We start from the raw sequence: 23129 nt of genomic DNA, 5'->3' as shown, positions 1-23129 counted from the left end.
CGGAATCCTAGAGTTCGGCCGCAAAGGGCAGATCGGCACCACGGCGGCTGCAGGTGATGGCAGCAGCCCGTGCGCCGAATGAGAGAAGCGACCGAAGCGCGTCGGAGTCAAGGTCTGCCGCAGCAGCCGCCTGCAGCGCATCATGCTTTTCCAGCCAGACCAGGCTCGCCGCCTGGAACGTATCGCCGGCGCCCACGGTATCGACCACGTCGACATGGACACCTGGGACGGCAGCGCTGCAGCCATGGGCGGTAAAGGCCAAGGCGCCCTCGCCGCCCTTGGTGATCATGACCAGGCGCACGCCGCGGCTGAGCCAATCCTGCGCCAGATGCTCGAGCGATTGTTTGGGATAGAGCAGTTCCGCATCCTCGGAGCTGAGCTTGAGGAGATGCGCCGTCCCGGTGAGCGAGCTGATGCGCCCGCGCCAGACGTCGAGATCCGGTTCGATCGAGGCGCGGATGTTGGGATCGTAGGATATGAAACGCCGCTCCCGCTCGCGTTTCACCAGCGCCACCAGGCTGGAAGCGGTGGGTTCAGTCGCAGTGGTGTAGGAACCGATATGGATGGCGCGGATCGCCGCCGGCAATTGCGCCGGCAATTCATCCTGCGTCAGCGAGCGATCCGCCGTGCCGCCGGTATAGAAAGCGTAAGAGGCGCTGCCGGTCTTATCCAGCTCGACCATCGCCAGCGTGCTGTTGGCGGCTGTCGGCACGATGAGGCTGGTATCGACGCCTTCCTTCTGCAGATAGGCAAGAATGCGCCGGCCGAAAAGGTCGGTCGAGTTCTTGGTGAAATAGCCGACCGGCCGGCCGAGACGGGCGAGGCCCACCGCGACATTGAGCGGTGAGCCGCCGACCCTTCCATCCAAGCGGATGGTGGCCGGGCCGTCGGTCGGCACGGAAAAGCAGTCGAAAAGCGCGTCGCCACAGGAGAGAAACATCTTATGGCGTCGCGATGACCTGCTGGCGCTGCTCGCCGAGGCCAGCAATGCCGAGGCGCATGACCTGACCGGCTTTGAGATAGATCGGGTTCGGCTTCTGCCCCAGGCCAACACCCGGCGGAGTCCCGGTCGAGATGACATCGCCCGGCTGCAGGCTCATGAATTGCGAGATGTAATGCACCAAGTGGGCGACACCGAAGATCATCGTCTTGGTGGAGCCGTTCTGGTAGCGCTTCTCGTCGACATCGAGCCACATGGAAAGGTTCTGCGGGTCCGGCACCTCGTCCTTGGTCACCAGCCAGGGGCCGGTGGGACCGAAGGTGTCGGCCGACTTGCCCTTCACCCACTGGCCGCCGCGCTCGGTCTGGAAAGCGCGTTCGGAGACATCGTTGATGACGCAATAGCCGGCAACATGATCGAGCGCGTTCTTCTCATCGACATAGCGCGCCTCGCGGCCGATGACGACGCCGAGTTCCACTTCCCAATCGGTCTTGAACGAATTCCGCGGGATCATGACATTGTCGTTGGGGCCGACGACGGCACTGGTCGCCTTCATGAACAGGATCGGTTCCTTGGGCGGCTCGGCGCCGGTTTCCTTGGCGTGATCCGAATAATTGAGGCCGACGCAGATGAACTTGCCGATCTTGCCGACACAGGCGCCGTAGCGCACCGGGCCTTCGACCTTGGGCAGAGTATTGGGATCAATCGCCTTCAGCCGGGCGAGCCCTTCCGGGGTCAGCACCTGGCCGGCAATGTCCGGGACATGCTGCGACAGATCGCGAATGTTGCCGTCCTTATCGAGCAGGCCGGGTTTTTCGGCGCCAACGGCACCATAACGCAGGAGTTTCATGGATTTCCTCAGGTGTTGGTCCAGCCGCCATCGACGGCCAGGGCAGTTCCGGTCATAAGAGCAGATTCGTCGCTGGCAAGAAAGACCGCAACATGGGCGATTTCTTCCGGCGTGCCCAGGCGGCCCATGGGCTGACGGGCGATGAAGGCAGCCCGGGCCTTGTCATAATCTCCCCCCATCGTTTCGCCAACGGCCCGCATGCGGTCCTGGAGGGAGGGTGATTCCACCGTGCCGGGGCAGATGGCATTGCAGCGGATGCCCTTGGTCACAAAGTCGGCGGCCACCGATTTGGTGAGGCCGATCACCGCCGCCTTGCTGGCGCCGTAGACGAAACGGTTGGGAACCGCGATCGCCGAGGAGGCGACCGAGGACATGTTGATGATCGACCCGCCACCGCGCGCCAGCATGCCCGGCAGCAAAGCGCGGATCATCCGGTACATGGATTTGACATTGAGGTCGAAGCTGAAGTCCCAATCCTTCTCGGCGCAATCGAGGATGGTGCCGTTATGGACGAAACCGGCACAGTTGAAGACCACGTTGATGTCACCCGCCATAGCGGCGAGATCCAGGATCGCCTGTTCCTTGGTGACGTCGACCACCCTTGTGGTGATGCCGCGCATGCCGGTGAATTTGGCGAGGCCGGCTTCCGAAATATCGGTCGCAATGATTTCGGCCCCTTCCGCGGCAAAGGCTCGCACTGTCGCCTCGCCGATGCCCTGTGCTGCTGCCGTCACGATGGCTCGCTTGTTTTTCAATCTGTCCGTCATGTCGTCATGTTTCCGTGTTGGAGTGAGTGTCAATCATCGCATGCCGCAATTCACTAAGCCTCGCCCCTTCGGGGCGAGAGAGCGCCTTGCCGCAGTTGGTCCAAATTACGTGATCCGGTAAAATTCCTTCGCGGTTTCGCCGAAAATGCGGTCGGCGGGATGGCCGGGGCCGACAATTTCCTCGGCCGCCTGGCGCCAGGGATCGTAGCCGCCGGCGAGATTGACCACCGGCCAGTCGGAGCCCCACATCACCCGCTCTGCGCCGAAGCTGCGGATGATGTGATTGGCATAGGGTTTGAGCACCGCCGTGGTCCAGTCGCTGTTGGCTTCAGTGGCAAGGCCCGACAGTTTACAGTAGGCCGGCGTCGCATCGGCGATCGACGCCATGCCCTGGGCCCATTTGTCGAAACCGTCGTTACGGATTTCCGGCTTCATGCCATGGTCGACCACCATGCGCATGGTGGGATAGCAGTCAAACAGGCGCTTGAAATTATCGAGATGGCGCGGGAAGCCCAGCGCATCGAAGGTAAGGTCCAACGCCACGATCGCATCATAGGCCCATTGCACATCCGCGCGGTGCATCCAGTCGATGTCGGCAATGTCCTGGATCATCGGCCGCACGCCAGCGAATTTCGCATGGCGCGCCCAGCGCTCAAGGTGACGTCGATGGTCCGGGTCTTCAAAGTCGACCCAACCCACAACCTTGGCGATCCAGGGCGTCGCGTCGGCAAGACCCAGCATGTAGTCGGTTTCTGCGATGCTGGGGGCCGCCTGCACCAGGACAGTGAGGTCGATGCGATGTTTGGTGCGGTAACCTTCCAGATCGGCCGGCAAGAAATCGCGGCGGATGGGTGCGAGGTGCGCACCCGACTCCATCCAGCCATAATCGCCGCGCGCAATTTCCCAGAAATGCTGATGCGCATCGACTCTCACTTGCCACCCCGGTCGAGACCGTGCGGCACCGGCGCTTCGGCGCGAATGAAACCCTTGGCCTTGAGATCGGCCCACAGTGCCGAGGGAATATCAGCTGCGAGCGTGTGCATGTTGAGTCCCACTTCCTCAGGTCTGCTCGCTCCTGGAATGACGCTCACCACCGCTGGATGCACCAAGGGGAAGCGCAAGGCGGCTTCCACCAGCCTGACACCGTGGCTGGTCACCACCTTCTCGATGCCGGCCACACGATCGAGGATCGGCTGCGGGGCGGGATCGTAATTGTAGAACGCGCCGGGCTTGGCACCCGTCGCCAGAATGCCGGAATTATAGGCACCACCGATGACGATGCCGATCTTGCGCTGTTCACAAAGCGGCAGGAAGGAGTTGAGGGCCTCCTGTTCCAGCAGGGTGTAGCGGCCGGCCAACAGGAAGAGGTCGAATTCGCCCTGTTTGGCGAGGGCCTCGCACACTTCCCATTCATTGACGCCGGCGCCGAACGCTTTGATGACGCCCTGATCGCGCAGTTTCACCAGCGCGCCATAGCCGCTCTTCATCAGTTCGGTCACCTTGGCATCGCGGGCGGCAGCGGTGCCATGGTTGAAGATGTCGATATCATGGACGAACAGAATATCGATCCGGTCGAGGCCCAGGCGTTCCAGGGACGCTTCCAGCGAGCGCATGATGCCATCGTGGGTGTAGTCGTAGATCTCGCGGCGCGACGGCGTCTCGAAGAACTTGCCGATGCCGGTGCGGCTTTCCGGCGGGCATGCCTGCAGCAGGCGGCCGACCTTGCTGGAGAGCACGTAGGAATCGCGCGGCTTGCCGCGCAGGAAATGATTGAGCCGCGTTTCAGAAAGGCCAAGGCCATAAAGCGGTGCCGTATCGATATAGCGGATGCCGGCATCCCAGGCGGCCTGACAGGTGGCCTGCGCCTGCTCTTCCGGCATGGCGCGAAAGAGATTGCCGAGCGGCGCCGTCCCGAAACCGAGTTCGGTGAAAGGGATTTCGGCGCCGGAGGGTGCCTTGAAGGTTATGGATTTCATGTTCTCCCCTGTGTTCTTTTCTTTTTTCGGGCGTTGGCGGAAATGGCCCCCTCGCCCCGCGATAGCGGGGAGAGGGTTGGGGTGAGGGGCGATAAACCGGATCTAACTCAACCACCCCCTCACCCTACCCTCTCCCCCAAAGGGGGCGAGGGTACTTATCCTTGGTCATCCTCATAGCCGCGCACGCTTCTTTGGTTTGGGTTTTGCCGCCAGCGCCGCCGCCTTGATCGGGACGCTTGGCCGGTCCGCGAAGATTTCCGGCTGCTTCTGGGCGAGGCTCAGAAGCTCGGTCATGACGGCGTCGAGATGATTGATCATCGCGGCGGCGGCAGCTTCGCCATCACCGGCGACGATCGCCTTTACAATCTTTTCGTGTTCGTCGAAGGTGAGTTTGTGGCGGCGCTTGGAGGCGAGCAGCCGGCGAATCCGGTCGAGGCCCATGCGGGCACTCTCCACGGTGGCCTTGACGCGGTCGAAGCCGAGTGCCGTGAAGATGATGTCGTGGAATTCGAGATCGAGCTTATGAAAGCCCGCGGGGTCGCCAGCCCCGGCCGCAGCTTTCTGGTAGCGGATGTTGCGCTGGAGCGAAGCCAGTACCTCCGGCGTGATGTCATGGGCCAGCGAGCGCACCGCCTCTGCCTCCAGCGCGCGGCGGAGGAACAGGTTTTCGCGCACGTCGGCCAAGCGGATGAGCGAGACGATGGTGCCGCTTTGCGGTCGGATTTCGACCAACCCTTCACTCTGCAGGCGCGAGAGCGCTTCCGAAACGGGGAAACGGGAGACACCCAGGCGTTCGCACAAAGCCGCCTTGTCGAGCTGGGTCCCTGGCGGAAGTTCAAGCGAAACAATGGCTTCGCGCAAGGCAGAGATCACCCGCGCGGTGGTGCCGCCACGCGTTCGCGCGCGCACGTCACCGAGGAAGGCGTATGATTCCGCTTTGACATTCATGCTAACATGTTAGAATGCCGGTCCAGAAACGCAACCCCTTTTTACCCATCGGAAGCCCAGATGAGCCAGATCAGCGTCGTCGCCACCGAACCCCGTAGCATTCGCCTCTCGCCCAAGGACAATGTCGTCGTCGCGGTGGATGAAATCGCGCAAGGGGCGCTTGCGGCTGGCGGCATCGCCGCCAATGCGCGCGTCACCCGTGGCCACAAGATGGCGGTCGCACCCATTGCGGTCGGCCAGCCGGTGCTGAAGTTCGGCCAGATCATCGGCTTTGCAACGGAAGAGATCGCACCTGGCGACTGGGTCCATGAACACAATACCAGCATGGGTGAATTCGAACGCGACTACGCCTTTGCCGCCGGCGCCCGCAATGACGAGGTGCTGCCGGTCGAAGCCCGGGCCACGTTCCAGGGCTATCGCCGCGCCAACGGCAAATCAGGCACGCGCAATTATATCGGCATCCTCACCTCAGTGAACTGCTCGGCCTCGGTCGCGCGCTTCATGGCGGAAGCCGTCACCAAATCCGGCATCCTCAAGGACTATCCCAATATCGACGGCATCATCCCCTTCGTGCATGGAACCGGCTGCGGCATGGCGGCCAAGGGCGAGGGCTTCGACATCCTGAAGCGCACGCAATGGGGCTATGCCACCAACCCTAACCTCGCCGGCGTGCTGCTGGTGGGCTTGGGATGCGAGGTCTTCCAGATCAGTCGCATGAAGGAGGCCTATAACATCGTCGAGAGCGATACCTTCCGGACCATGACCATTCAGGACACCGGCGGCACCAGGAAGACGATCGAGGCCGGGGTCGCGGCGATCAAGGAAATGCTGCCCAAGGCCAATGCCGTGAGGCGCGAAACCATTTCCGCCTCGGAGCTTATCCTCGCCCTGCAGTGTGGCGGCTCGGACGGCTATTCCGGCATCACCGCCAATCCGGCGCTGGGCGCTGCGGTGGACTTGCTGGTGAAGCATGGCGGTACCGGCATTCTGTCGGAAACGCCGGAGATCTATGGTGCCGAGCATCTGCTGACGCGCCGCGCGGTCAATCGCGAGGTGGGCGAGAAGCTGATCAGCCGCATCAAATGGTGGGAAGCCTATGCCAGCCGCAATGGCGGCGAGATGAACAACAACCCTTCGCCCGGCAACAAGGCGGGCGGCCTCACCACCATCCTGGAAAAGTCGCTGGGGGCGGCGGCCAAGGGCGGCACCACCAATCTCACCGCCGTCTATGAATATGCTGAAACCGTGACGGCCAAGGGCTTCGTCTTCATGGACACGCCGGGCTATGACCCGGTCTCAGCCACCGGCCAGGTCGCGGGCGGCGCCAACATATTGTGCTTCACGACGGGGCGCGGCTCGGCCTATGGCTGCAAACCGACCCCCTCCATCAAGCTTGCAACCAACACGCCGATGTATCAGCGCATGGTTGAGGACATGGACATCAATTGCGGTGATATCCTGGACGGCGTCACCGTTCAGGACAAGGGCCAGGAGATTTTCGACCTCATCCTGCGCGTGGCGTCCGGCGAACAATCGAAGTCGGAACAGCTCGGCTATGGTGACAACGAATTCGTGCCCTGGCAGATCGGCGCAACGATGTGAGGGTGGATCTACTCCCTCGCCCCGCTTGCGGGGAGAGGGTTGGGGTGAGGGGCTAAGTATCCGATCTCACCCAACGACCCCTCACCCTGCCCTCTCCCCGCAAGCGGGGCGAGGGTTCTATGAACCCGTCTTACTCCGCTGCGCGTGAGTCGAGGGCGAGTTCCGTCTGCGGGGCCTTGGGGGCGGCTTCCAGCAGGCGTTTGACGTCGCCGCGTGGGATCGGGCGGCCGAGGAGGAAGCCTTGGGCCTGGTCGCAGTTTTCATGCTGCAGCAGGGCCAATTGATTGGCCGTCTCGACGCCTTCTGCAGTGACCGTGATGCGGAGCGACCGCCCCAGCGCAATGACGGCACGCACGATCGACATCGAATCCGGATTCTTTTCCATTTCCCAGATGAACGACCGGTCGATCTTGATCTTGTCGAATGGAAAGCGGTGCAGGTAGCTCAGTGACGAATAGCCCGTCCCGAAATCGTCGAGCGAGATGCGCACGCCGGCAGCTTTGAGGCTGTTGAGCGTGTTCAAGGTGCGATCCGTATCATCGATCAGGACGCCTTCGGTAATCTCCAGCTCCAGGCGATTGGCCGCGAGGCCCGTCTGCTCGAGGATAGTCAACACTTCCTTGGCAAGATCCGCGTGGCGGAACTGGACCGGGGACAGGTTGACGGCAATGATTTTGTCCGCTGGCCAAGTCATGGCTTCCTGGCAGGCCGTGCGCAGGACCCAGGAGCCCAGCTGCATGATGAGGCCGCATTCCTCGGCCAGGGGAATGAACTCGGCCGGCGAGACATTGCCGCGTTCCGGATGGTTCCAGCGCAGCAGTGCCTCGAAACCAACGACGCTGATCTTGTCGCAGTCTGCGAGCGGCTGGTAATGCACTTCCAACTGGCGTTCGGCCATCGCCTGGCGCAGATCCCGCTCCAGATGCCGGCGTTCCTGCAGGCGCAAATCCATCTGCGCCTCGAAGAAGCGGAAGGTGCTGCGGCCGGCATCCTTGGCGCGGTAGAGGGCCGTGTCGGCGGCGCGCACAAGATCCTCGCCCTCTTCCGCGTCACCCGGGAACAACGCGATGCCGATGCTGGTGCCGATGACGGTCTGCTGACCACCGAGATCGAATGGCTTGGCGATCGCCTTCACCAGGCGGTCGGCCATGATGGCGGGGCCATCGGGATGCGACACGCCGACCTGGATGACGGCAAATTCGTCGCCGCTCAAGCGCGCCACGGTGTCATCGGCGCGGATGTTGGCGGCAAGACGCTGTGCCACCTGGCGCAGCAGTTCGTCGCCCACGCTGTGGCCGTTGAGGTCGTTGACGCTTTTGAACCGGTCAAGGTCGAGACACAGGACAGCAACCGTGTTGCCGGTGCGCTTGGCTCGCGCCACGGCCTGGGTCAGGCGGTCATGAAAGAGGACGCGGTTGGGCAGATTGGTCAGCCCGTCATGATGCGCCATGTGGCGGATCTGCTGCTCGGCAGCCTTCCGTTCGCGGATGTCGCGAAGGGCTACGACACGCGCATCGCCATTTTCGAACGGCATGGTGCGGCCATAAATTTCGACCGGGATCGCCCGGCCGTCGGCATGCAGCAGATCGATCTCGGCCGGGCGGCCGGGTTCGGCGTTGTTGCCCTCCCGCGCCGCCGCCATCAGGCTGCGCGCCTGGGCCTGGCTTGCCAGGGGGCAGAGGTCGAGGACATTGCGGCCAATCAGCTTTTCCTGCGGCCAGCCGACCATGGCGGCCATCGCGGCATTGACGTCGAGCACGATGCCGTCGCGATAGATCAGGATGCCTTCGAAGGTGGCATCGGCGAGCTGCCGGAAGCGGTTTTCGCTGGCACGCAGCTTTGCAGCTTCAAGCGCGCGCTGGCTGGCGAGATGCTGATCGAAGATGGCGCCCGTGAGACTGAGCGCCAGCACCAGCACGGCGACCGCCGTGACGGCAAAGGCCAGCCAGCCTGAGGAGATAATCTCGGTCTGGATGAGCACGCTGGGATCGGCTTCGATATTGCTCGCCGCCATGGCGGTGAAGTGCATCCCGCAGATGCCCAGGGTCAGCATCAGCGCCGCCAGCACACGGCGCCGCATGGTGAATGATTCAGCGCTGGTGCCGAAAGCGAGATAAGCAGCAAGGCCGCCCAGCGCCAGACCGATGACCAGCGACGCCACGACCATGCCGGCATCATAGGTCAGCACCGGATAGAGGCTCATCGCCGACATGCCGATATAGTGCATGGCGCTGATGCCGGCACCCATGACGATGCCACCGACGGCGATCTGCGCGCGGCGGAGATACTCCGCCTTCACATGCTCATGCGCATAGATCGCCAGGCCAAAACCGAGACCCGATATCAGGGCCGCGACAATGATAGAGATCAGGGTCGGGATGAGCGCGTAGCTGACCGGCATCTGCGGCGCAAAAGCCAGCATGGCGATAAAATGGGTGGCCCAGATGCCGCTGCCGGCGGCGACGGCGGCCCCTGCCGTCCAGGCCAGCTGCGTGCGCGCCCGGCTTTGCACGGCGCGGGCCAGCAGGCTGAAGGCCGTATAACAGGCAAAGAGGCAAATGAGGCCCGCAAGAACGACCAATCTGAGGTCATGCTGTTCGGTGATGCAGGTGTAGATACGGAACATCAGGCGTCTCTCGATGAACGTTGCAACACACCTGCACAGCAGGGCTAACGCATCGTTGATAGCCGCCTAATGATGAATCAGAGATTAATCCTACCACACGGTGGTGTGCGCATATTCGAAACCCTTTCGGTTTCCAATTGTTTCCTGACAGCGCAGTCAAAGGAGCAGGACATCGTTCCCATTTAAAGAAGACCGAGACCCTGCGCCTTCAGTTTCGTCAGCGCGTAGATGGTGTCGATGGTGGGAGTCGGCACCTCGACCAGGCGCGCAAGGTCGCGCACGGCGCCGACGATGGCCTCAAGTTCAATCGGCCGGCCGCGTTCGATATCCTGCAGCATCGAGGTCTTGTGCTCGCCCACACCGGCAGCACCATTGATGCGGCGTTCGACGTCGATCGGCATCTTGACGCCGAGCTTGAGGGCAATGGCCTCGGCTTCCTGCATCACCGCCTTGGCAACGGCGCGGGTGCCAGGGTCATTGCAGATGCCGGCAAGCGTGCCGCCGGTCAAAGCCGAGATCGGGTTGAAGGCGACATTGCCCCAGAGCTTCACCCAGATTTCGGTGCGGATATCCGGCTTCACCGGTGCTTTGAAACCAGCCTCGATGAAGGCGGCGCTGAGGGCCGTGACGCGGTCCGATTTGGACCCATCGGATTCGCCCATGGGGAAACGGTCATTCTCGACATGTTTGACATGACCAGGCGCCACCACTTCGGCTGCCGGATAGACGACACAGCCGATGACCCGTTCCGGCCCGATCGTGCGCCACAGCACGCCACTCGGATCGACGCTGGGCACGCGCGCGTCCTTGAGCGCACTCTCGGCGCCGTGGAAATACCACCAGGGGACGCCGTTGGTCGCCATCACCACCGCGGTATCCGGCCCCAGCAGGGGGACGATCTTCTCGGCGATGGCAGGGACACTCTGCGCTTTCAAGGCGATGATGACATAGTCCTGGATGCCCGCCTTGGCGGGGTCATCGGTGGCACTGGGTTTCACCGTGAAGTCGCCGGAATGGCCGGAGATATGGAGACCATCAGATTGCAGCGCCGCCAGATGTGGCCCGCGCGCGATCAGGGTCACGTCCTTGCCGATGCGCGCAAGATGGCCGCCAATGAGGCCACCGATGGCCCCGGCACCGTAGATGGCGATCTTCATGAGGCAAGTCCCAGCTTCTGAGCCAGGCCGATGCGCTGCAATTTTCCGGTGGCACCCTTGGGAATTTCGGCGAGGAAGACGATCTTCTTCGGCACCTTGAAATCGGCAAGGCGGGTCGCCGCAAAGTCGCGCAGTTCCTTCTCGGTCGCCGCAGCCCCTTCGCGCAGCACCACCGCAGCACCCACTTCCTCGCCCAATTTGTCATGGGGAATGGCGAAGGTGACGATCTGCGCCACGGCCGGGTGATCCATCAGAATATCGTCGACCTCGCGCGGGGAAATTTTCTCGCCGCCGCGGTTGATGATCTCCTTCAGCCGCCCGGTGAGGCTGAGATAACCCTCGGCATCCATGACACCTTGATCGCCGGTCCGGAACCAGCCGTCGCGGAAGCCTTCCGCATTGGCCTTGGGATTGTTGGCATAGCCCGGCGTCACATTGGCACCGCGGATGACGATCTCACCCACCTGGCCACGCACCAGCAGGGCACCGTCGGTGCCCATGATGGCGACCTCCGGTCCCGCCGCGATCCCGACTGAGCCAGGCTTGCGGGCGGCCGGTGGCAAGGGATTGCTCGCCATCTGGTGGGTGGCTTCGGTCATGCCGTAGGATTCGATCACCGGGCAGCCGAACACCTGTTCCAGCTGCACCATCACCTGCGGCGGCAGGCTGGCCGAGGAAGAGCGGATGAAGCGCAGGCGGCGGCGCGCCAGCACATCCGCATTGCGGTCGGCCCGCGCCAGAACGGTCTGGTGCATGGTGGGGACCGCCGTGTACCAGGTCGCTTCCGCCTCATCGAGTTGGGCGAAGAATTTCAGCGCGTTGAAGCCGGGCGGGCAATGGACCGAAGCGCCGGCTGAGAAAGAGGAGAGCAGCGCGCCGATCAGGCCATGAATGTGGAAGAGCGGCATCACGACGAGGCAGCGATCGGCCGGCGTCAGGCTGAGCGTGCGGGCGATATTGCCGGCGGAGGTCGCGAGATTGCGATGGGTGAGCGGCACGATCTTGGGCCGCGAGGTCGTGCCGGACGTGTGCAGCACCAGCGCCACCTCATCAGGCATTGGGTCCGGTGCACCATGATCGGCAAACGGGATGGAGAGTGTCAGAGCCCCGGCCGGACCATGGAGATCTGGTGTCACGTCGATGACATTGATGCCGCGTTTGGCTGCGACCTCGCGCGCCGGCGAATCCGGTCCACCGAGGATGAGGAGCGCCTTGGCATCGAGATCGCCGAGATAGAAATCGAATTCGTCTGCGCGGTAGGCGGCATTGAGGGGTGCTGCGACGGCAAAGCTCGCCACCGCCACGAAAGTCGCCGCCATTTCCGGCCCGTTCGGCATGACGATGGCAACCGCATCCTGCCGGCCGATGCCAATGGCACGGAGTGCTCCGCCGATCCGGTTGACCAGCGCGTTGAGTTCGCCACGAGTCATCATGCGGCGTTCGGGCGCGCCGATGGCCGCAGCGGCAGGATCGCCCTGCAGGAGGGACGGAAGATTTGCCGCGTCACGCATATTGCTCATTCCCTAGAGTCCGATACCGGTCAATTTGCACGCCACCCTGCCCGCTTCCAGGGGCGCTTCGCAAGTGGCTTCGAGATGCGAAATGGCCTGCTGACGCGCCGTCGTGAGATCGACCTGGCCCTGGGTCCCGCGCCAATCCGCCAGCCGCCCGCAGACGATGTTTTCGATCATCATCTGGCGCTGACCATCATCGCGCGTGATGTAGAGCGCCTTGTCCCGGTCCGCCTGCATCATCGCGATGTCGAAAGTGGTGCCAGGCGCCAGCGTACCCATGTCGCGTTCGACCCAATGGCCGAAAACGATCTTGCAGCCGAGAGGTTCGCTGCCGGTATTGGTGATCTGGACGATGACCGGCCGGTCTTGTGGCGCCGTCGCGCAGGCGGCAAGCGTCAGGCTCAGCAGGAGAATGGGCAGTTTCATCAGGATATCCTGGCAGGTGACAGCACGGGCTTTCCCAATAGCAGGTCGGAGGCCCGTTCGGCGATGGCAATGATGGCGGCATTGACCGGGCCGGTGGTGATGCGCGGCAGGATCGACGCATCGCAGACATAAAGACCATCAAGACCATGGATTTTGAGATCATGGCCGACCACGGAATCCGGCCCATCACCCATGCGGCAGGTGCCGACCGGATGATGGTGGGTGAAAGCCGCCTGTGCCAGGAAGTGGGCCCGATCAGTGTGGACCGGGCCCGGCAGGACCTCCTTGGCGCGCCAATCCCTGAAGGCGCCCGCAGCACCGACTTCCTGCGCCACGGTCAGGGCATCGAGATAGACGGCGCGGTCCTCGGGATCGGCAAGATAATTGGGGTCGATCAGCGGCATGTCCCTTGGATCGCTGCTGGCAAGGCGCAGGCTGCCGCGGCTTTTGGGATGGGTGAAACCAAACATCAAAGTATAGGCGGAGCCCATCGGCGGGGCGGTGAAACATTCCGTCACCACGGGAGCGGTGACACAGGCCAGCACCAAGTCGGGTGCCGGCGACGCACTACCCCCCGATGAACTATTGGACCGGGGCAGATACATCAACGCTTCGGAATTCTGGTATTTCGACGGCGGCACCGGGCGCCTTGCCTCATAGACATTGCCGCCCGAGAGCAGATGGTCATGGAGATTGCGCCCGACGCCGGGCAAATCATGGTGCGGCTGGATATCGAGAGCAGCAAGCTCATCCGCCGGGCCGATCCCGGCGCGCAGCAGCAAGGTGGGGGAACCGATGGCACCAGCGCAGAGGATGACCCCCCGCTCGGCACGAATCTCGCGCGGCCCCAGGGCACCTTCGACCAGAACGCCGATGCAGCGCCGGTCCGCCATGATGAGCGACAGGATTGGGCTGTTGGCGAGTAGCGTGAAATTGGCACGCCCCTCGGCCAGCGGCAGATAGGCATCGGCCACGGTCTGGCGCTTGCCGTCCTTGATGGTGAGGGTGTTGAGTGTGGGACCCGCCATGCCCGGTGCGTTGTGATCGGCGATGGGCGCAAAGCCGCATTCTGCGCCGGCAGCAAGATAGGCCAGGGTGACCGGGTTGGCTTCCTGCGGGCGGATAAGTGAGAGCGGGCCGGTCTCGGCACGGATGAAATAGGGCAGCAGATCGGCATGCGACCAGCCGGGGCAGTGCCACTGGTCGAAATCCGATGGATGGCCGCGCACATGGGCCATGGCGTTGATGGCGCTCGACCCGCCCAGCACCTTGCCGCGTGGCCAATCATGCACGCGGCCGGCGGTATGGACCTGCGGGACCGTGCGAAAGGTCCAATCGACCTCGGAGCCCTGGAGCAGCGGCCACTTGCGGGGATCATGGATGAGCGGGTTGCGTGCCGGGCCACCCGCTTCGACGAGGCCGATCTTGAGCGCCGGATCAGCGCTGAGGCGGGCAGCCAGTACCGAGCCGGCGGACCCCGCACCAATTACCAAAAAATCGAACCAATCCGCTGGAGCTCGAGTCATTTTTTGCGGGACCAATGCACCTTTGCGACGGATATTGTTTTCACTTTTCGGGACGCAAGTCTAGAATGTCCTGAACCAAAAACATCATATCGAACCAAATGGGGAGCCAGCCAAGATGGCCGCATCAGACCTCAAGGAACCCGTGATCACCTTGTCGGCGGGTCCGGTCGCCGCCTATCCGCGCGTGCTGCGTGCCATGTCACGGCCGATACCATACGATTATGACCCGTATTTCCAGCATTTCTACGAGGGCGTCACCAAGAAGGCCGCCAAGGCGCTGAAGGTCAAGGACCCGGCGCTCATTCTCCATGTCGAGCCGGCAGCAGCGATCGAGGCGGCGGCGGCCTCCGCCATCGGGCCCAATGACACGGTTCTCAACCTGGCGTCAGGCGTCTATGGCAAGGGCTTCGGATATTGGTCCGCCCGGTACCATAAGGACATGGTCGAGATCGAGGTGCCATTCAACGAGGCCATCGATCCGGCGTCTGTGGCCGAGGCCTTCAAAAGGCGCCCGGACATCAAGCTGGTCTCCCTGGTCCATCACGACACGCCCTCCGGCACCATCAATCCGGCCCGCGAGATCGGCAAGATTGTGCGGGCGAACGGTGCCCTGCTGATGGTCGATGCGGTCTCCTCTTTCGGTGGCATGGACATCCACCCGAATGATTGCGAGGCCGATATCTTCATCACCGGCCCGGGGAAATGCCTCGGCGGTGCGCCGGGCATCACGCTGGTGGCGGTCAGCGACCGAGCCTGGGCGCATATGGAGGCAAATCCCAGGGCCCCGCGTGCCTCGATCCTTTCCTACCTCGATTGGAAAGAAGCCTGGCGTCACGACCAGCCCTTCCCCTTCACGCCGTCGGTCGCCGAGGTGAACGGCTTCGATGCCGTCCTCGACCAGTATCTCGACGAAGGGCCGGAGAAGGTCTGGCGTCGCCATGCCCTCACCGCACGGGCGACACGCGCCGGCGTCCAGGCGATGGGCTTGCAGCTTTGGGCGAAGACAGAAGCGATCGCCTCGCCCACCACTACCGCCGTGCGTATCCCGGAGGGTGTCACGGATGCGGCCATCATCGCTGCGGCACGCGATCTTTATGGCGTGGTGTTCTCGACCGGGCGGAACGAGACGATGGGCAAGCTGCTGCGCATCGGCCATATGGGCATGGTGGCGGAACCGGTCTATGCGATCGTGGCCCTTACCGCCCTAGGCGGCGCGTTGCGCAAATTGGGGAAGAAAATCGACGTCAGCGCCGGCATCAACGCAGCGCTGCAGGTGATCGAGGCCGCTCAGTAACCATCATCGCAAACAGTCACAATCACGAGACGGGGGAGACGGGGATGCACAGGTTCGAAGGCCGCGTGGCGGTCGTTTCCGGCGCGGCACAGGGGATGGGCAAGGCGGTGGCGCTGCGCCTGGGGCGTGAGGGGGCGACAGTGATCGCCGTCGACATCAACGGTGCCGGTGCCGAGAAGACAGCCAAGGAAATCGGCGGCAAATCCGTGGGGGTCGCTTGCGATATCGGCGATCCGACTTCGGTCACCAAACTGTTCGAGGAAGTAGCCAAATTCGGCAAACTCGACGTGCAGATCAACGCCGCCGCCATCGTGCCCTTCGTGCCCTGGGACGATCTCACTTTCGAGGAATGGCGCCGTGTCTTGCGGGTCAATCTCGACGGGCTTTATCTCATGTGCCGCGCCGGCTCCGACATCATGCGCAAGGCGGGCTACGGCCGCATCGTCAATTTCTGTTCCAACTCGATCTTTGCCGGCACACCCAACATGGCGCACTATGTTGCGTCAAAGGGCGGCGTCCTGACCTTCAGCCGCGCGCTCGCCACTGAACTTGGCGCCTACAAGATCACGGTCAATTGCGTGACGCCAGGCCTCGTCGATTCCGAAAGCGTGCAGCAAAGCCCGCACAAGGAGGCCTTTGGCTTTGTCGAGATGCTGCAGGCCATCAAGGGCCATGGCAAGCCGGAAGATGTGGTGCCGGCGGTAGCCTTCCTCGCTTCCGACGAAGCACATTGGATCACCGGCCAGACACTCAATGTCGATGCCGGCATGGTGAGATGGTAGGCAATCGCTCGGTCGAGTTCCTCTCCCTTTAGGGAGAGGGAGAAGCATAAGTTGTCAAGCGTAGTAGTTCGCCCCGGTCTGGTAGTTCTTGAAGCTCTCGGCGTCGTGCGAGTAAAAGAGCTCGGCATCGTATTTCGCGGCCAGGTCCTTCAGCCGCTGCAGGGATTTGAGGCTGGCCACCGGATCGAGATGGAAGCTCGAGATGCACATCATATCCATGTTCTTCTGGCTGTAGCAGGCATCTGCCGTGAAGAGCAGCGGGCGGCGGCCTTTGAGTTCCACCATCAGACTATAATGGCCGGCCGTGTGCCCCGGCGTCTCGAACAGCCACAGACCCTTGGCGATTTCCTGATCGCCGGTCAGCGTCTGGAATTTCGGTGTGTACATGTCGAGCACCGGGTCGGGCGGCAGAACCTTGCCAGCGGCCTTGGCGATGTCGGGGGCGAAGGAGAGATCGGAATAGCCGAGATGCTCGAAGGGCTGGTGATGCGAGCAGGCATCGAGCTCGGCACCGTGGCAGATGGTGCAGGCCTTGGTGAAGTACTTGTTCCCGCCACAATGGTCGAAATGATAGTGCGAGTTGATGACGTAGTTGATGTCATCGGGCTTCAATCCCAGCTTGGCCAGCTGACCGGGTAGCGTTTGCCCAGCATCCTGGATCGGCTTTTCGAACGGCAGCACGCGCATCACATGGTCGAAATCATAGCCCGTGTCGAAGATATAGCGGCCGTCGGGATGGTCGATCAGCACGGAGTAGCAGGGAAAGCGCAATTCACCGCCAGGGCCGCGATTCCAGAAGGCGTGATAGCCATCGATGACCAAAGTACCGCCGTCGAGCAGATGGACTTTCGTGTCGGACATTGTTCAACCCTCCCGTCTATTGGCGCGAATTCTTTAACGATCACCCCGTACGTAAGGCAGGCCGAGCGCCGGTGGCAGCACCGAATGGCGCGCGAAGATCACCAGCACCAGCATGACCATGGCAAAGGGCAGCATCTGCACCACATCGGTCGGCACATCAATGCCAGCCACCTGCAGCGCCGTGGTCATGGCAAGGCTGATGCCGAACAAGGATGCTCCCAGCAACACCCAGACCGGCCGCCCGCGTGCCAGCATGGCGAGCACGATGCCGATGAAGCCGGCGCCGTGGGTCATGAAGGGGACGAAGAGACCCGCACCGACATTGGCAAGATAAGCGCCACCGAGCCCCGCCAGAAATCCCGTCGTGAGAACCGCGGCAGAACGCGTCGCCACCACGCTGATGCCGGCGGCATCAAGCGCTGCGGGTTTGGCACCCGCCGCTTCGAGATTGAGGCCGACATAGCTCTTGCGGAACAGCCAGGTGAGGAAGACGACCAGCGCGACTGCCAAATAGACGATGATATTGTGGCTGAACAAGGCCGGGCCTAGCACTGGGATGCTGGCAAGGCCCGGGATTTCCAGAACGGGTGCCTTGTCCAGGCGCGGATAGGTCTTGCTGAATTGGAAATAATGCAGCAAGGCGGTGAGGCCTTCGACGCCGATGGTGAGGGCGATGCCGATGACGATCTGGTTGAGGCCCTGGCGGATGCACAGCAGCACGACGATGCTGGCGACGACCATGCCGCCGAAGCCACCGGCGATAAAGCCCATCCAGAACGAGCCGGAATAATAGGCCGCGACGAAGCCGGTATAGGCGCCGAACAGCATCATGCCTTCGATGCCGATGTTGAGCACGCCAGCCTTTTCCGAGATCTGCTCGCCGAGGCCGGCGAGAAGCAACGGGACACCGGCCGTGACGGCGCCGAACAGCAGCGAAATGAGGAAAGGTTGGGTCAGAAGATCGTTCATATGATCACACCCCTGCCCGCTTGCGGCGCAGATGGTCAAGATATTCGACCAGAGCCAGGAACACGAGCAGCAGCCCCACCAGCATGAGGACGAAATCCTGCGGCACACCGATGCGGCGCGAGGCACTTTCGCCGCCGATCATCAGCACCGAGAAAAACAAGGCAAAGCCGATGACGGCGATACCGTTGAAGCGGGCGAGGAACACCAAAGGGACCACCAGCAGACCATAGGCCGGATTCCAATCGGCCCGCACCGTGCCCCAGACACCGAGGATTTCCACCGAACCGGCGAGGCCGATGAGGCCGGCGCTCACGGCAAATGTCGCCATGGTCAGCCAGCCCACTTTCAGTCCGGCATGGACGGCCGCCGCCGGATTGGCGCCGACGATCTGCAAGCGCAGACCAAAGGCGGTGCGCGTCATCATGAGATGAACCAGGATGACAACGACAAGGGCGATGAGGATGCCGCTGTGCACGTTGGTGCCGAAAATGCGCGGCAAGCGGTCGGCCACCTCAAGCGAGCGGGTCTGCGGTACCGTGGTGGCGGGATCGCGGAAGAACAGTTTTACCAGCACGTTGGCGAAGGAGGTGCCGAGGAAGCTCATCATCAGCGACGTGATAATCTCGTTGATGCCGTAGCGGGCCTTGAGGAAAGCTGGCACGATCGACCAGGCGGCAGCCACCATGACTCCGACCAGCATGCAGATGAGCAAGGTCAGGCCGCGCGGCAATATCTCGATGAGCGCCGGCGCCAGGGCTGCCGTGACGACACCCGCCAGCAGGAACTGGCCATCGCCGCCCAGATTCCAGATGCCGGCACGAAAGGCGACGATGAGTCCCGCCGCGATCAGCAGCAGGGGCGCCATGCGGGTCAATGTTTCCTGAAAACCGCCCCAGCTCAACAGGCCGCGTTGCACAACATAGCCGTAATAGGTCAGCGGATTCTTGCCGAGGATGATGAGTGTGACCCCGCCCACCAGCAGCGCCAGCAGGATCGGGACCAGGATGCGCGCGACGGCGGCGATATGTTCGCGGGTCCTGTCCTGCTGCAGACTCATTGCCTCTGTGCTCATGCGGCACCGTTCGCATCGGATGTGTGGCCAGTCATGAGCCGGCCGATGTCCAGCTCGACATCCGGGCCGTTCTCGACGATGCCGACCAGGCGACCTTGATACATGACACCGATGCGGTCGCTGACATCGAGCAATTCGTCGAGGTCGGTCGAGATGACGATGGTGCCAAGACCATGTGCCGCACTCTCGACGATGCGGTCATGGGCAAGCCGCGTGTTCTGGAGATCGAGACCATAGGTGGGCTTGTTGAAGATGACCACGCCTGCATCGTTGCCAAGCTCACGCGCCAGCAGCACCTTCTGGATATTGCCGCCGGAGAGCTTGCCGATCGGTGTCCTTTCCGAGGGCGTGCGGATGTCATGGCGCTGGATCTTCTCCCGCGCATGATCGTGGATGCGGGTCCAGTCGGTTATGCCGCGCTTCCAGAAAGGCGCCGTGCCGATCTCCTTCAGCAACAGATTGGTGGCGACGGAAAAGGCACCGACCGTGCCCTCCCCCAAGCGCTCGTCGGTCACATAGCGGATACCGGCCTGGCGCCGCGCCGGCACGCCAGCTCCGGTGATGTCCTGGCCGTCCATGGTGACATGGCCGTCCACCGCCGCACGCTGACCGGCCAGCATGTCGGCCAGATGTTTCTGGCCGTTGCCGTCGATGCCGGCAATGCCCAGCACCTCTCCGGGCCACAGATCGAAACTGACCTTCTCCAACGGGCAGGCACCGCGATCTGTCGCCGTGGAGACCGCCATCACGCGCAGGCGCGGCGTGCCGCTGCGATCGACCTCGCGGCGCTGGCGGCGGCCCTGGGCGCGACCGACCAGCAGATCGGTTTCCGGCGCCGGGGCTGCACCACCGGCACCGAACATCATGTCGATGACGCGGTCGGTCACCTGCCGTTCGGTCATCTGCCGGCGTTCCTGCGGCGGGATGGCCCCCACCACGCGCCCGAGGCGCAGCACCGAAATGCGGTCGCCGAGCTCATAGGCTTCCGCGAGCTTGTGGGTGATGAGGATGAGGGCAACACCTTTCGCGCGCAGACGTCGCATGACCTCGCCGAGATCCCGGACACCTTGCGGTGTCAGCATGGAAGTGGGTTCGTCGAGGATCAGGATCTTTTCGCCACGCCAGAGGGCGCGCATGATTTCGACCTGCTGCTGCTCGCCCAGCGACAGTTTGCCGACCAAGGCATCGGGGTCAAGCTTGACACCGAGCAGGTCGGAAAGTTCGCGAAAGCGCGCCAGCGCCGGTCCCTGCGCCAGCTTCTGCCACCAGGAACCGCCCAGCATCAGATTTTCAATGACGGTGAGGCTCGGCACCAGCAGCACATGCTGGAAGACCGTGCCGATGCCGAGGTTGAGGCTTTCGCGCGGCGAGCCTATGCGCACCGGCACACCGTCGATCTCGATTCGGCCGGCATCCGGTTGCTGCATGCCGGCGAGGATGCCGATCAGCGTCGACTTACCGGCGCCGTTCTCGCCGAGCAGGACATGGATTTCACCGGCATGGAAATCGAGCGAGATGTCATCATTGGCGACGACGCCAGGGAAGCGTTTGGAGATATGATGAACTGCGGCAACGGGGACAGGCTTTCCACCTGTCCCCGCCTCTTCAATCGTCACCATGCTGCCACTTTGATTCATCTCGCCACTCTGCAACGGGCTCGGCGGCGAGTCCATCATCATAGGCTGGCTTGTTAGGCAGACTTATTGGGCCGGCGCGTCGGTCACCGAGCTCATCAGCGCGCGGACCTTTTCGGCTTCCCAGACCGGTTCGATCTTGAGGCTGCCGTCGATGATCTGCTTGCGAATGTCGGAGACCGTGGCCCAGACATCGTCCGGGATATGCTTGGTCTTGAGCAACTGCACTGAATCGTCGGACAGCTGGATCGAATAGGCCTTAGTGCCGAACTTGTCGGCCTTCAGATCCTCGACCATCGCCGTAAAGACCGGCACCAGGTTCCAGACCACGGACGAGAGCAGATGGCCCTTGTCGATCGAGGTCTTGTCGCCGATGACGTCGATGAACCAGACATTGCCACCGCCGGTCGACTTCGTGGTCTCAACCGCCTGCAGCATGCCGAAAGTGGCACCGTCGCCTTGACCGAAGATCACGTCGGCCCCGGCACCGATCACCGATTCAGTGACACGGCGGCCACCGGCCGCGTCCGAATAGGCGGCTGGGCCGATGACGGCGTAGAGGATCTTCACCGCCGGATCAGTCGCCTTGACACCCTGGGCGAAGGCTGCCGATTGCGAGTTCCATGAAGGCGGCTCGCCCGAGACGACAATACCGACCGACTTGGTGGTCGTGCTCTTGGCAGCCAGTACGCCAGCAAGATAGGCGCCTTCATGGCCGCTCAGCGTGTAGTCGGCGATGGCACCGGCCTTCATCGCATCCGGCTTGTCGACGATGGCGACGGCGACATTCTTTTCTGCACCGACTTCCGGTGCAGCTGTGTTGTAGCCGCTGGCATGGGCGATCATCAGGCTGGCGCCATCGTCGGCGAGCTCGCGCAAGGTCGGATGCACGTCACCGTATCCCAGGCCCGACGCCGGCATGAATTCCAGGCCCATCTTTTCAGCAACGGCCTTGGCCGCATCGAAACCCTGCTGGTTCCAACCGAAATCGGTCGGGTCTTCCGGTGTGAGGATGGCAATCTTCTTGACGTCCACGGCCTGCGCCGGCGTGCCAGCCAGCGCCGCCATCCCGCACAAGGTCAAGGCCAGCACCGACACTTGTGCCAGTTTTGTCCATTTGGTCTTGGTCATAATCCCTCTCCTGTTTTTTTCAACGTCCGGCGTTCCCAGCTCTTGGACGTTGTTCATGATAGTGAAATGATCCGGTTTCTTGTTCTTGAACGACGATAATTGGCGTTTAACTCTCAAGCGCCTTGCGCACCGCGACCAAGCGTTTCGCGCGCAGTTGCTGCAGGGCGGCGATCTTTTCCGGTGTGTAGCTGAAGACGCCGCCACCGGTCTTGATTCCCAATTTTCCGGCAGCCGTCCGCTCGGTCACGAAGGGGCTCAGCGTATCGCGATTACACAGCTCCTTGTTGAGATAGGAGCCGACTGCCTGATAGATATCGAGGCCCGCAACATCAAGCAGCGCCATCGGCCCGATCACCGACAGTTTGTAGCCGATGCCCCAGGAGACGCAGGTATCCAACCCTTCCGCGTCGATAACGCCCTGGTCGACGAGATCGACACATTCGCGCAGCAAGGCATAAAGCACACGGTTTTCGACGAAGCCCGGCACATCCTTTTGCACTACCACCGGCAGCAGCCCGAGGCCTTTGATGGTGTCCACCATCCAGTCGACGGTGGGTTTTGAGGTCTTGTCGCCGGCGATTACCTCGATCATCGGGATGACATGGGGCGGATTCGACCAATGCATGCCGACCACGCGCTCCGGCGCCGAGACATTTGCCTGCAGCTTGCTGATGGGAATGCCCGACGTGTTGCTGGCGATGATGCATTTCTTATCGACCAGCGCATCGATCTCCTTGAAGGCCTGAGCCTTGATTTCGAACTTCTCCGGCACCGTCTCGATCACCAAGGTGGCACCGGCCACACATTCCTGCAGGGAGCCGGCGATCTTCACGGTGGCGCCATTGCTGCGATCCGGAGTACCGAGATTGGTAAGCACGGTATTGGCGAGCGCGAGGCCGGCGCCAGCCTTGTTGCGCTGCTCCTCGGACAAGTCGAACGCGGTCACCTGCATGCCGGCACGTAACAAGGTCTGGGCAATACCCGGTCCCATTGTACCCAGTCCGACGATTGCTGCCTTGGTCATAGTCCCTCCTGTTTAAACTGTGCCTGTCCC

The 23129-nt window shown here is 62.6% G+C and carries 20 protein-coding genes; 3 read left to right on the top strand and 17 right to left on the bottom strand.

Annotation, left to right across the window (positions count from 1 at the left end; all coding sequences use genetic code 11):
* Positions 1-7 precede the first annotated feature (7 nt).
* From AC1DWZ_RS11495 to AC1DWZ_RS11470, 6 genes are all read right to left on the bottom strand, one after another.
* Positions 8-940, bottom strand: coding sequence for a carbohydrate kinase family protein (locus tag AC1DWZ_RS11495; RefSeq protein ID WP_477169027.1), 933 nt, complete (start codon positions 938-940; stop codon positions 8-10).
* 1 nt (position 941) lies between these two features.
* Positions 942-1790, bottom strand: a complete 849-nt coding sequence (locus tag AC1DWZ_RS11490) for a fumarylacetoacetate hydrolase family protein (RefSeq protein ID WP_477169026.1) — start codon at positions 1788-1790, stop codon at positions 942-944.
* An 8-nt stretch (positions 1791-1798) separates the two neighbouring features.
* Positions 1799-2557: an SDR family oxidoreductase gene (locus AC1DWZ_RS11485; RefSeq protein WP_477169025.1), complete on the bottom strand. Its 759-nt coding sequence runs from the start codon at positions 2555-2557 to the stop codon at positions 1799-1801.
* Positions 2558-2662: 105 nt separating this feature from the next.
* Positions 2663-3490 (bottom strand): amidohydrolase family protein, encoded by an 828-nt coding sequence (locus AC1DWZ_RS11480; RefSeq protein WP_477169024.1) that lies wholly within the window; start codon positions 3488-3490, stop codon positions 2663-2665.
* Positions 3487-4533 (bottom strand): aldo/keto reductase, encoded by a 1047-nt coding sequence (locus AC1DWZ_RS11475; protein WP_477169023.1) that lies wholly within the window; start codon positions 4531-4533, stop codon positions 3487-3489. The genes AC1DWZ_RS11480 and AC1DWZ_RS11475 overlap by 4 nt, the downstream gene beginning before the upstream one ends.
* A gap of 171 nt (positions 4534-4704) precedes the next feature.
* Positions 4705-5481 (bottom strand): GntR family transcriptional regulator, encoded by a 777-nt coding sequence (locus AC1DWZ_RS11470; protein ID WP_477169022.1) that lies wholly within the window; start codon positions 5479-5481, stop codon positions 4705-4707.
* 60 nt (positions 5482-5541) lie between these two features.
* Between AC1DWZ_RS11470 and AC1DWZ_RS11465 the strand changes: the two genes are divergently transcribed.
* A complete protein-coding gene (locus tag AC1DWZ_RS11465; protein WP_477169021.1) occupies positions 5542-7083 on the top strand; it encodes a UxaA family hydrolase in 1542 nt (513 codons plus the stop codon).
* 130 nt (positions 7084-7213) lie between these two features.
* Here AC1DWZ_RS11465 and AC1DWZ_RS11460 read toward each other — a convergent pair whose 3' ends face one another.
* The 5 genes from AC1DWZ_RS11460 to AC1DWZ_RS11440 form a co-directional block, all read right to left on the bottom strand.
* Positions 7214-9709 carry a bifunctional diguanylate cyclase/phosphodiesterase gene (locus AC1DWZ_RS11460; RefSeq protein ID WP_477169020.1) on the bottom strand — a complete coding sequence of 832 codons (2496 nt, stop codon included), beginning with the start codon at positions 9707-9709 and terminating at the stop codon, positions 7214-7216.
* A 182-nt stretch (positions 9710-9891) separates the two neighbouring features.
* Positions 9892-10866 (bottom strand): 2-dehydropantoate 2-reductase, encoded by a 975-nt coding sequence (locus tag AC1DWZ_RS11455; protein ID WP_477169019.1) that lies wholly within the window; start codon positions 10864-10866, stop codon positions 9892-9894.
* Positions 10863-12377 (bottom strand): acyl--CoA ligase, encoded by a 1515-nt coding sequence (locus AC1DWZ_RS11450; protein WP_477169018.1) that lies wholly within the window; start codon positions 12375-12377, stop codon positions 10863-10865. The genes AC1DWZ_RS11455 and AC1DWZ_RS11450 overlap by 4 nt, the downstream gene beginning before the upstream one ends.
* A 12-nt stretch (positions 12378-12389) precedes the next feature.
* Positions 12390-12806, bottom strand: coding sequence for a hypothetical protein (locus AC1DWZ_RS11445; protein ID WP_477169017.1), 417 nt, complete (start codon positions 12804-12806; stop codon positions 12390-12392).
* The gene (locus AC1DWZ_RS11440) at positions 12806-14299 is read right to left on the bottom strand and encodes a GMC family oxidoreductase (protein WP_477169016.1); all 1494 of its coding nucleotides are present in this window, start codon (positions 14297-14299) and stop codon (positions 12806-12808) included. Before AC1DWZ_RS11440 ends, AC1DWZ_RS11445 begins: the two co-directional genes overlap by 1 nt.
* 148 nt (positions 14300-14447) lie before the next feature.
* On the opposite strand from AC1DWZ_RS11440, the gene ppaT reads away from it, so the two are divergent.
* Together ppaT and pldH are read left to right on the top strand one after the other, a co-directional pair.
* Positions 14448-15626 (top strand): pyridoxamine--pyruvate transaminase, encoded by a 1179-nt coding sequence (gene ppaT, locus AC1DWZ_RS11435; RefSeq protein WP_477169015.1) that lies wholly within the window; start codon positions 14448-14450, stop codon positions 15624-15626.
* Between the two features lie 44 nt (positions 15627-15670).
* Positions 15671-16408 (top strand): pyridoxal 4-dehydrogenase, SDR-type, encoded by a 738-nt coding sequence (gene pldH / locus AC1DWZ_RS11430; protein ID WP_477169014.1) that lies wholly within the window; start codon positions 15671-15673, stop codon positions 16406-16408.
* Positions 16409-16462: 54 nt separating this feature from the next.
* Here the strand turns inward: pldH and pldA are convergent, their stop codons facing one another.
* The 6 genes from pldA to AC1DWZ_RS11400 all read right to left on the bottom strand — a co-directional run bounded on the left by pldA (position 16463) and on the right by AC1DWZ_RS11400 (position 23099).
* Positions 16463-17269 carry a 4-pyridoxolactonase gene (gene pldA / locus AC1DWZ_RS11425; protein WP_477169013.1) on the bottom strand — a complete coding sequence of 269 codons (807 nt, stop codon included), beginning with the start codon at positions 17267-17269 and terminating at the stop codon, positions 16463-16465.
* A gap of 33 nt (positions 17270-17302) precedes the next feature.
* A complete protein-coding gene (locus AC1DWZ_RS11420; RefSeq protein ID WP_477169012.1) occupies positions 17303-18238 on the bottom strand; it encodes a putative B6 ABC transporter permease subunit 1 in 936 nt (311 codons plus the stop codon).
* A 4-nt stretch (positions 18239-18242) separates the two neighbouring features.
* Entirely contained in the window at positions 18243-19310 is a 1068-nt protein-coding gene (locus tag AC1DWZ_RS11415; protein WP_477169011.1) for a putative B6 ABC transporter permease subunit 2, read from the bottom strand.
* Positions 19307-20947, bottom strand: coding sequence for a putative B6 ABC transporter ATP-binding protein (locus AC1DWZ_RS11410; protein ID WP_477169010.1), 1641 nt, complete (start codon positions 20945-20947; stop codon positions 19307-19309). Before AC1DWZ_RS11410 ends, AC1DWZ_RS11415 begins: the two co-directional genes overlap by 4 nt.
* Before the next feature lie 63 nt (positions 20948-21010).
* On the bottom strand, positions 21011-22075 hold the full coding sequence (locus AC1DWZ_RS11405; protein WP_477169009.1) for a putative B6 ABC transporter substrate-binding protein: 1065 nt from the start codon (positions 22073-22075) through the stop codon (positions 21011-21013).
* A gap of 106 nt (positions 22076-22181) precedes the next feature.
* Positions 22182-23099, bottom strand: coding sequence for a 3-hydroxyacyl-CoA dehydrogenase NAD-binding domain-containing protein (locus tag AC1DWZ_RS11400; protein ID WP_477169008.1), 918 nt, complete (start codon positions 23097-23099; stop codon positions 22182-22184).
* Between the last annotated feature and the right edge of the window lie 30 nt (positions 23100-23129).

Source organism: Dongia sp. P2_B8, from assembly GCF_056404715.1.
The sequence above is the reverse complement of the archived record's forward strand: the minus strand, read 5'-3'. Positions and strand labels throughout refer to the sequence as shown.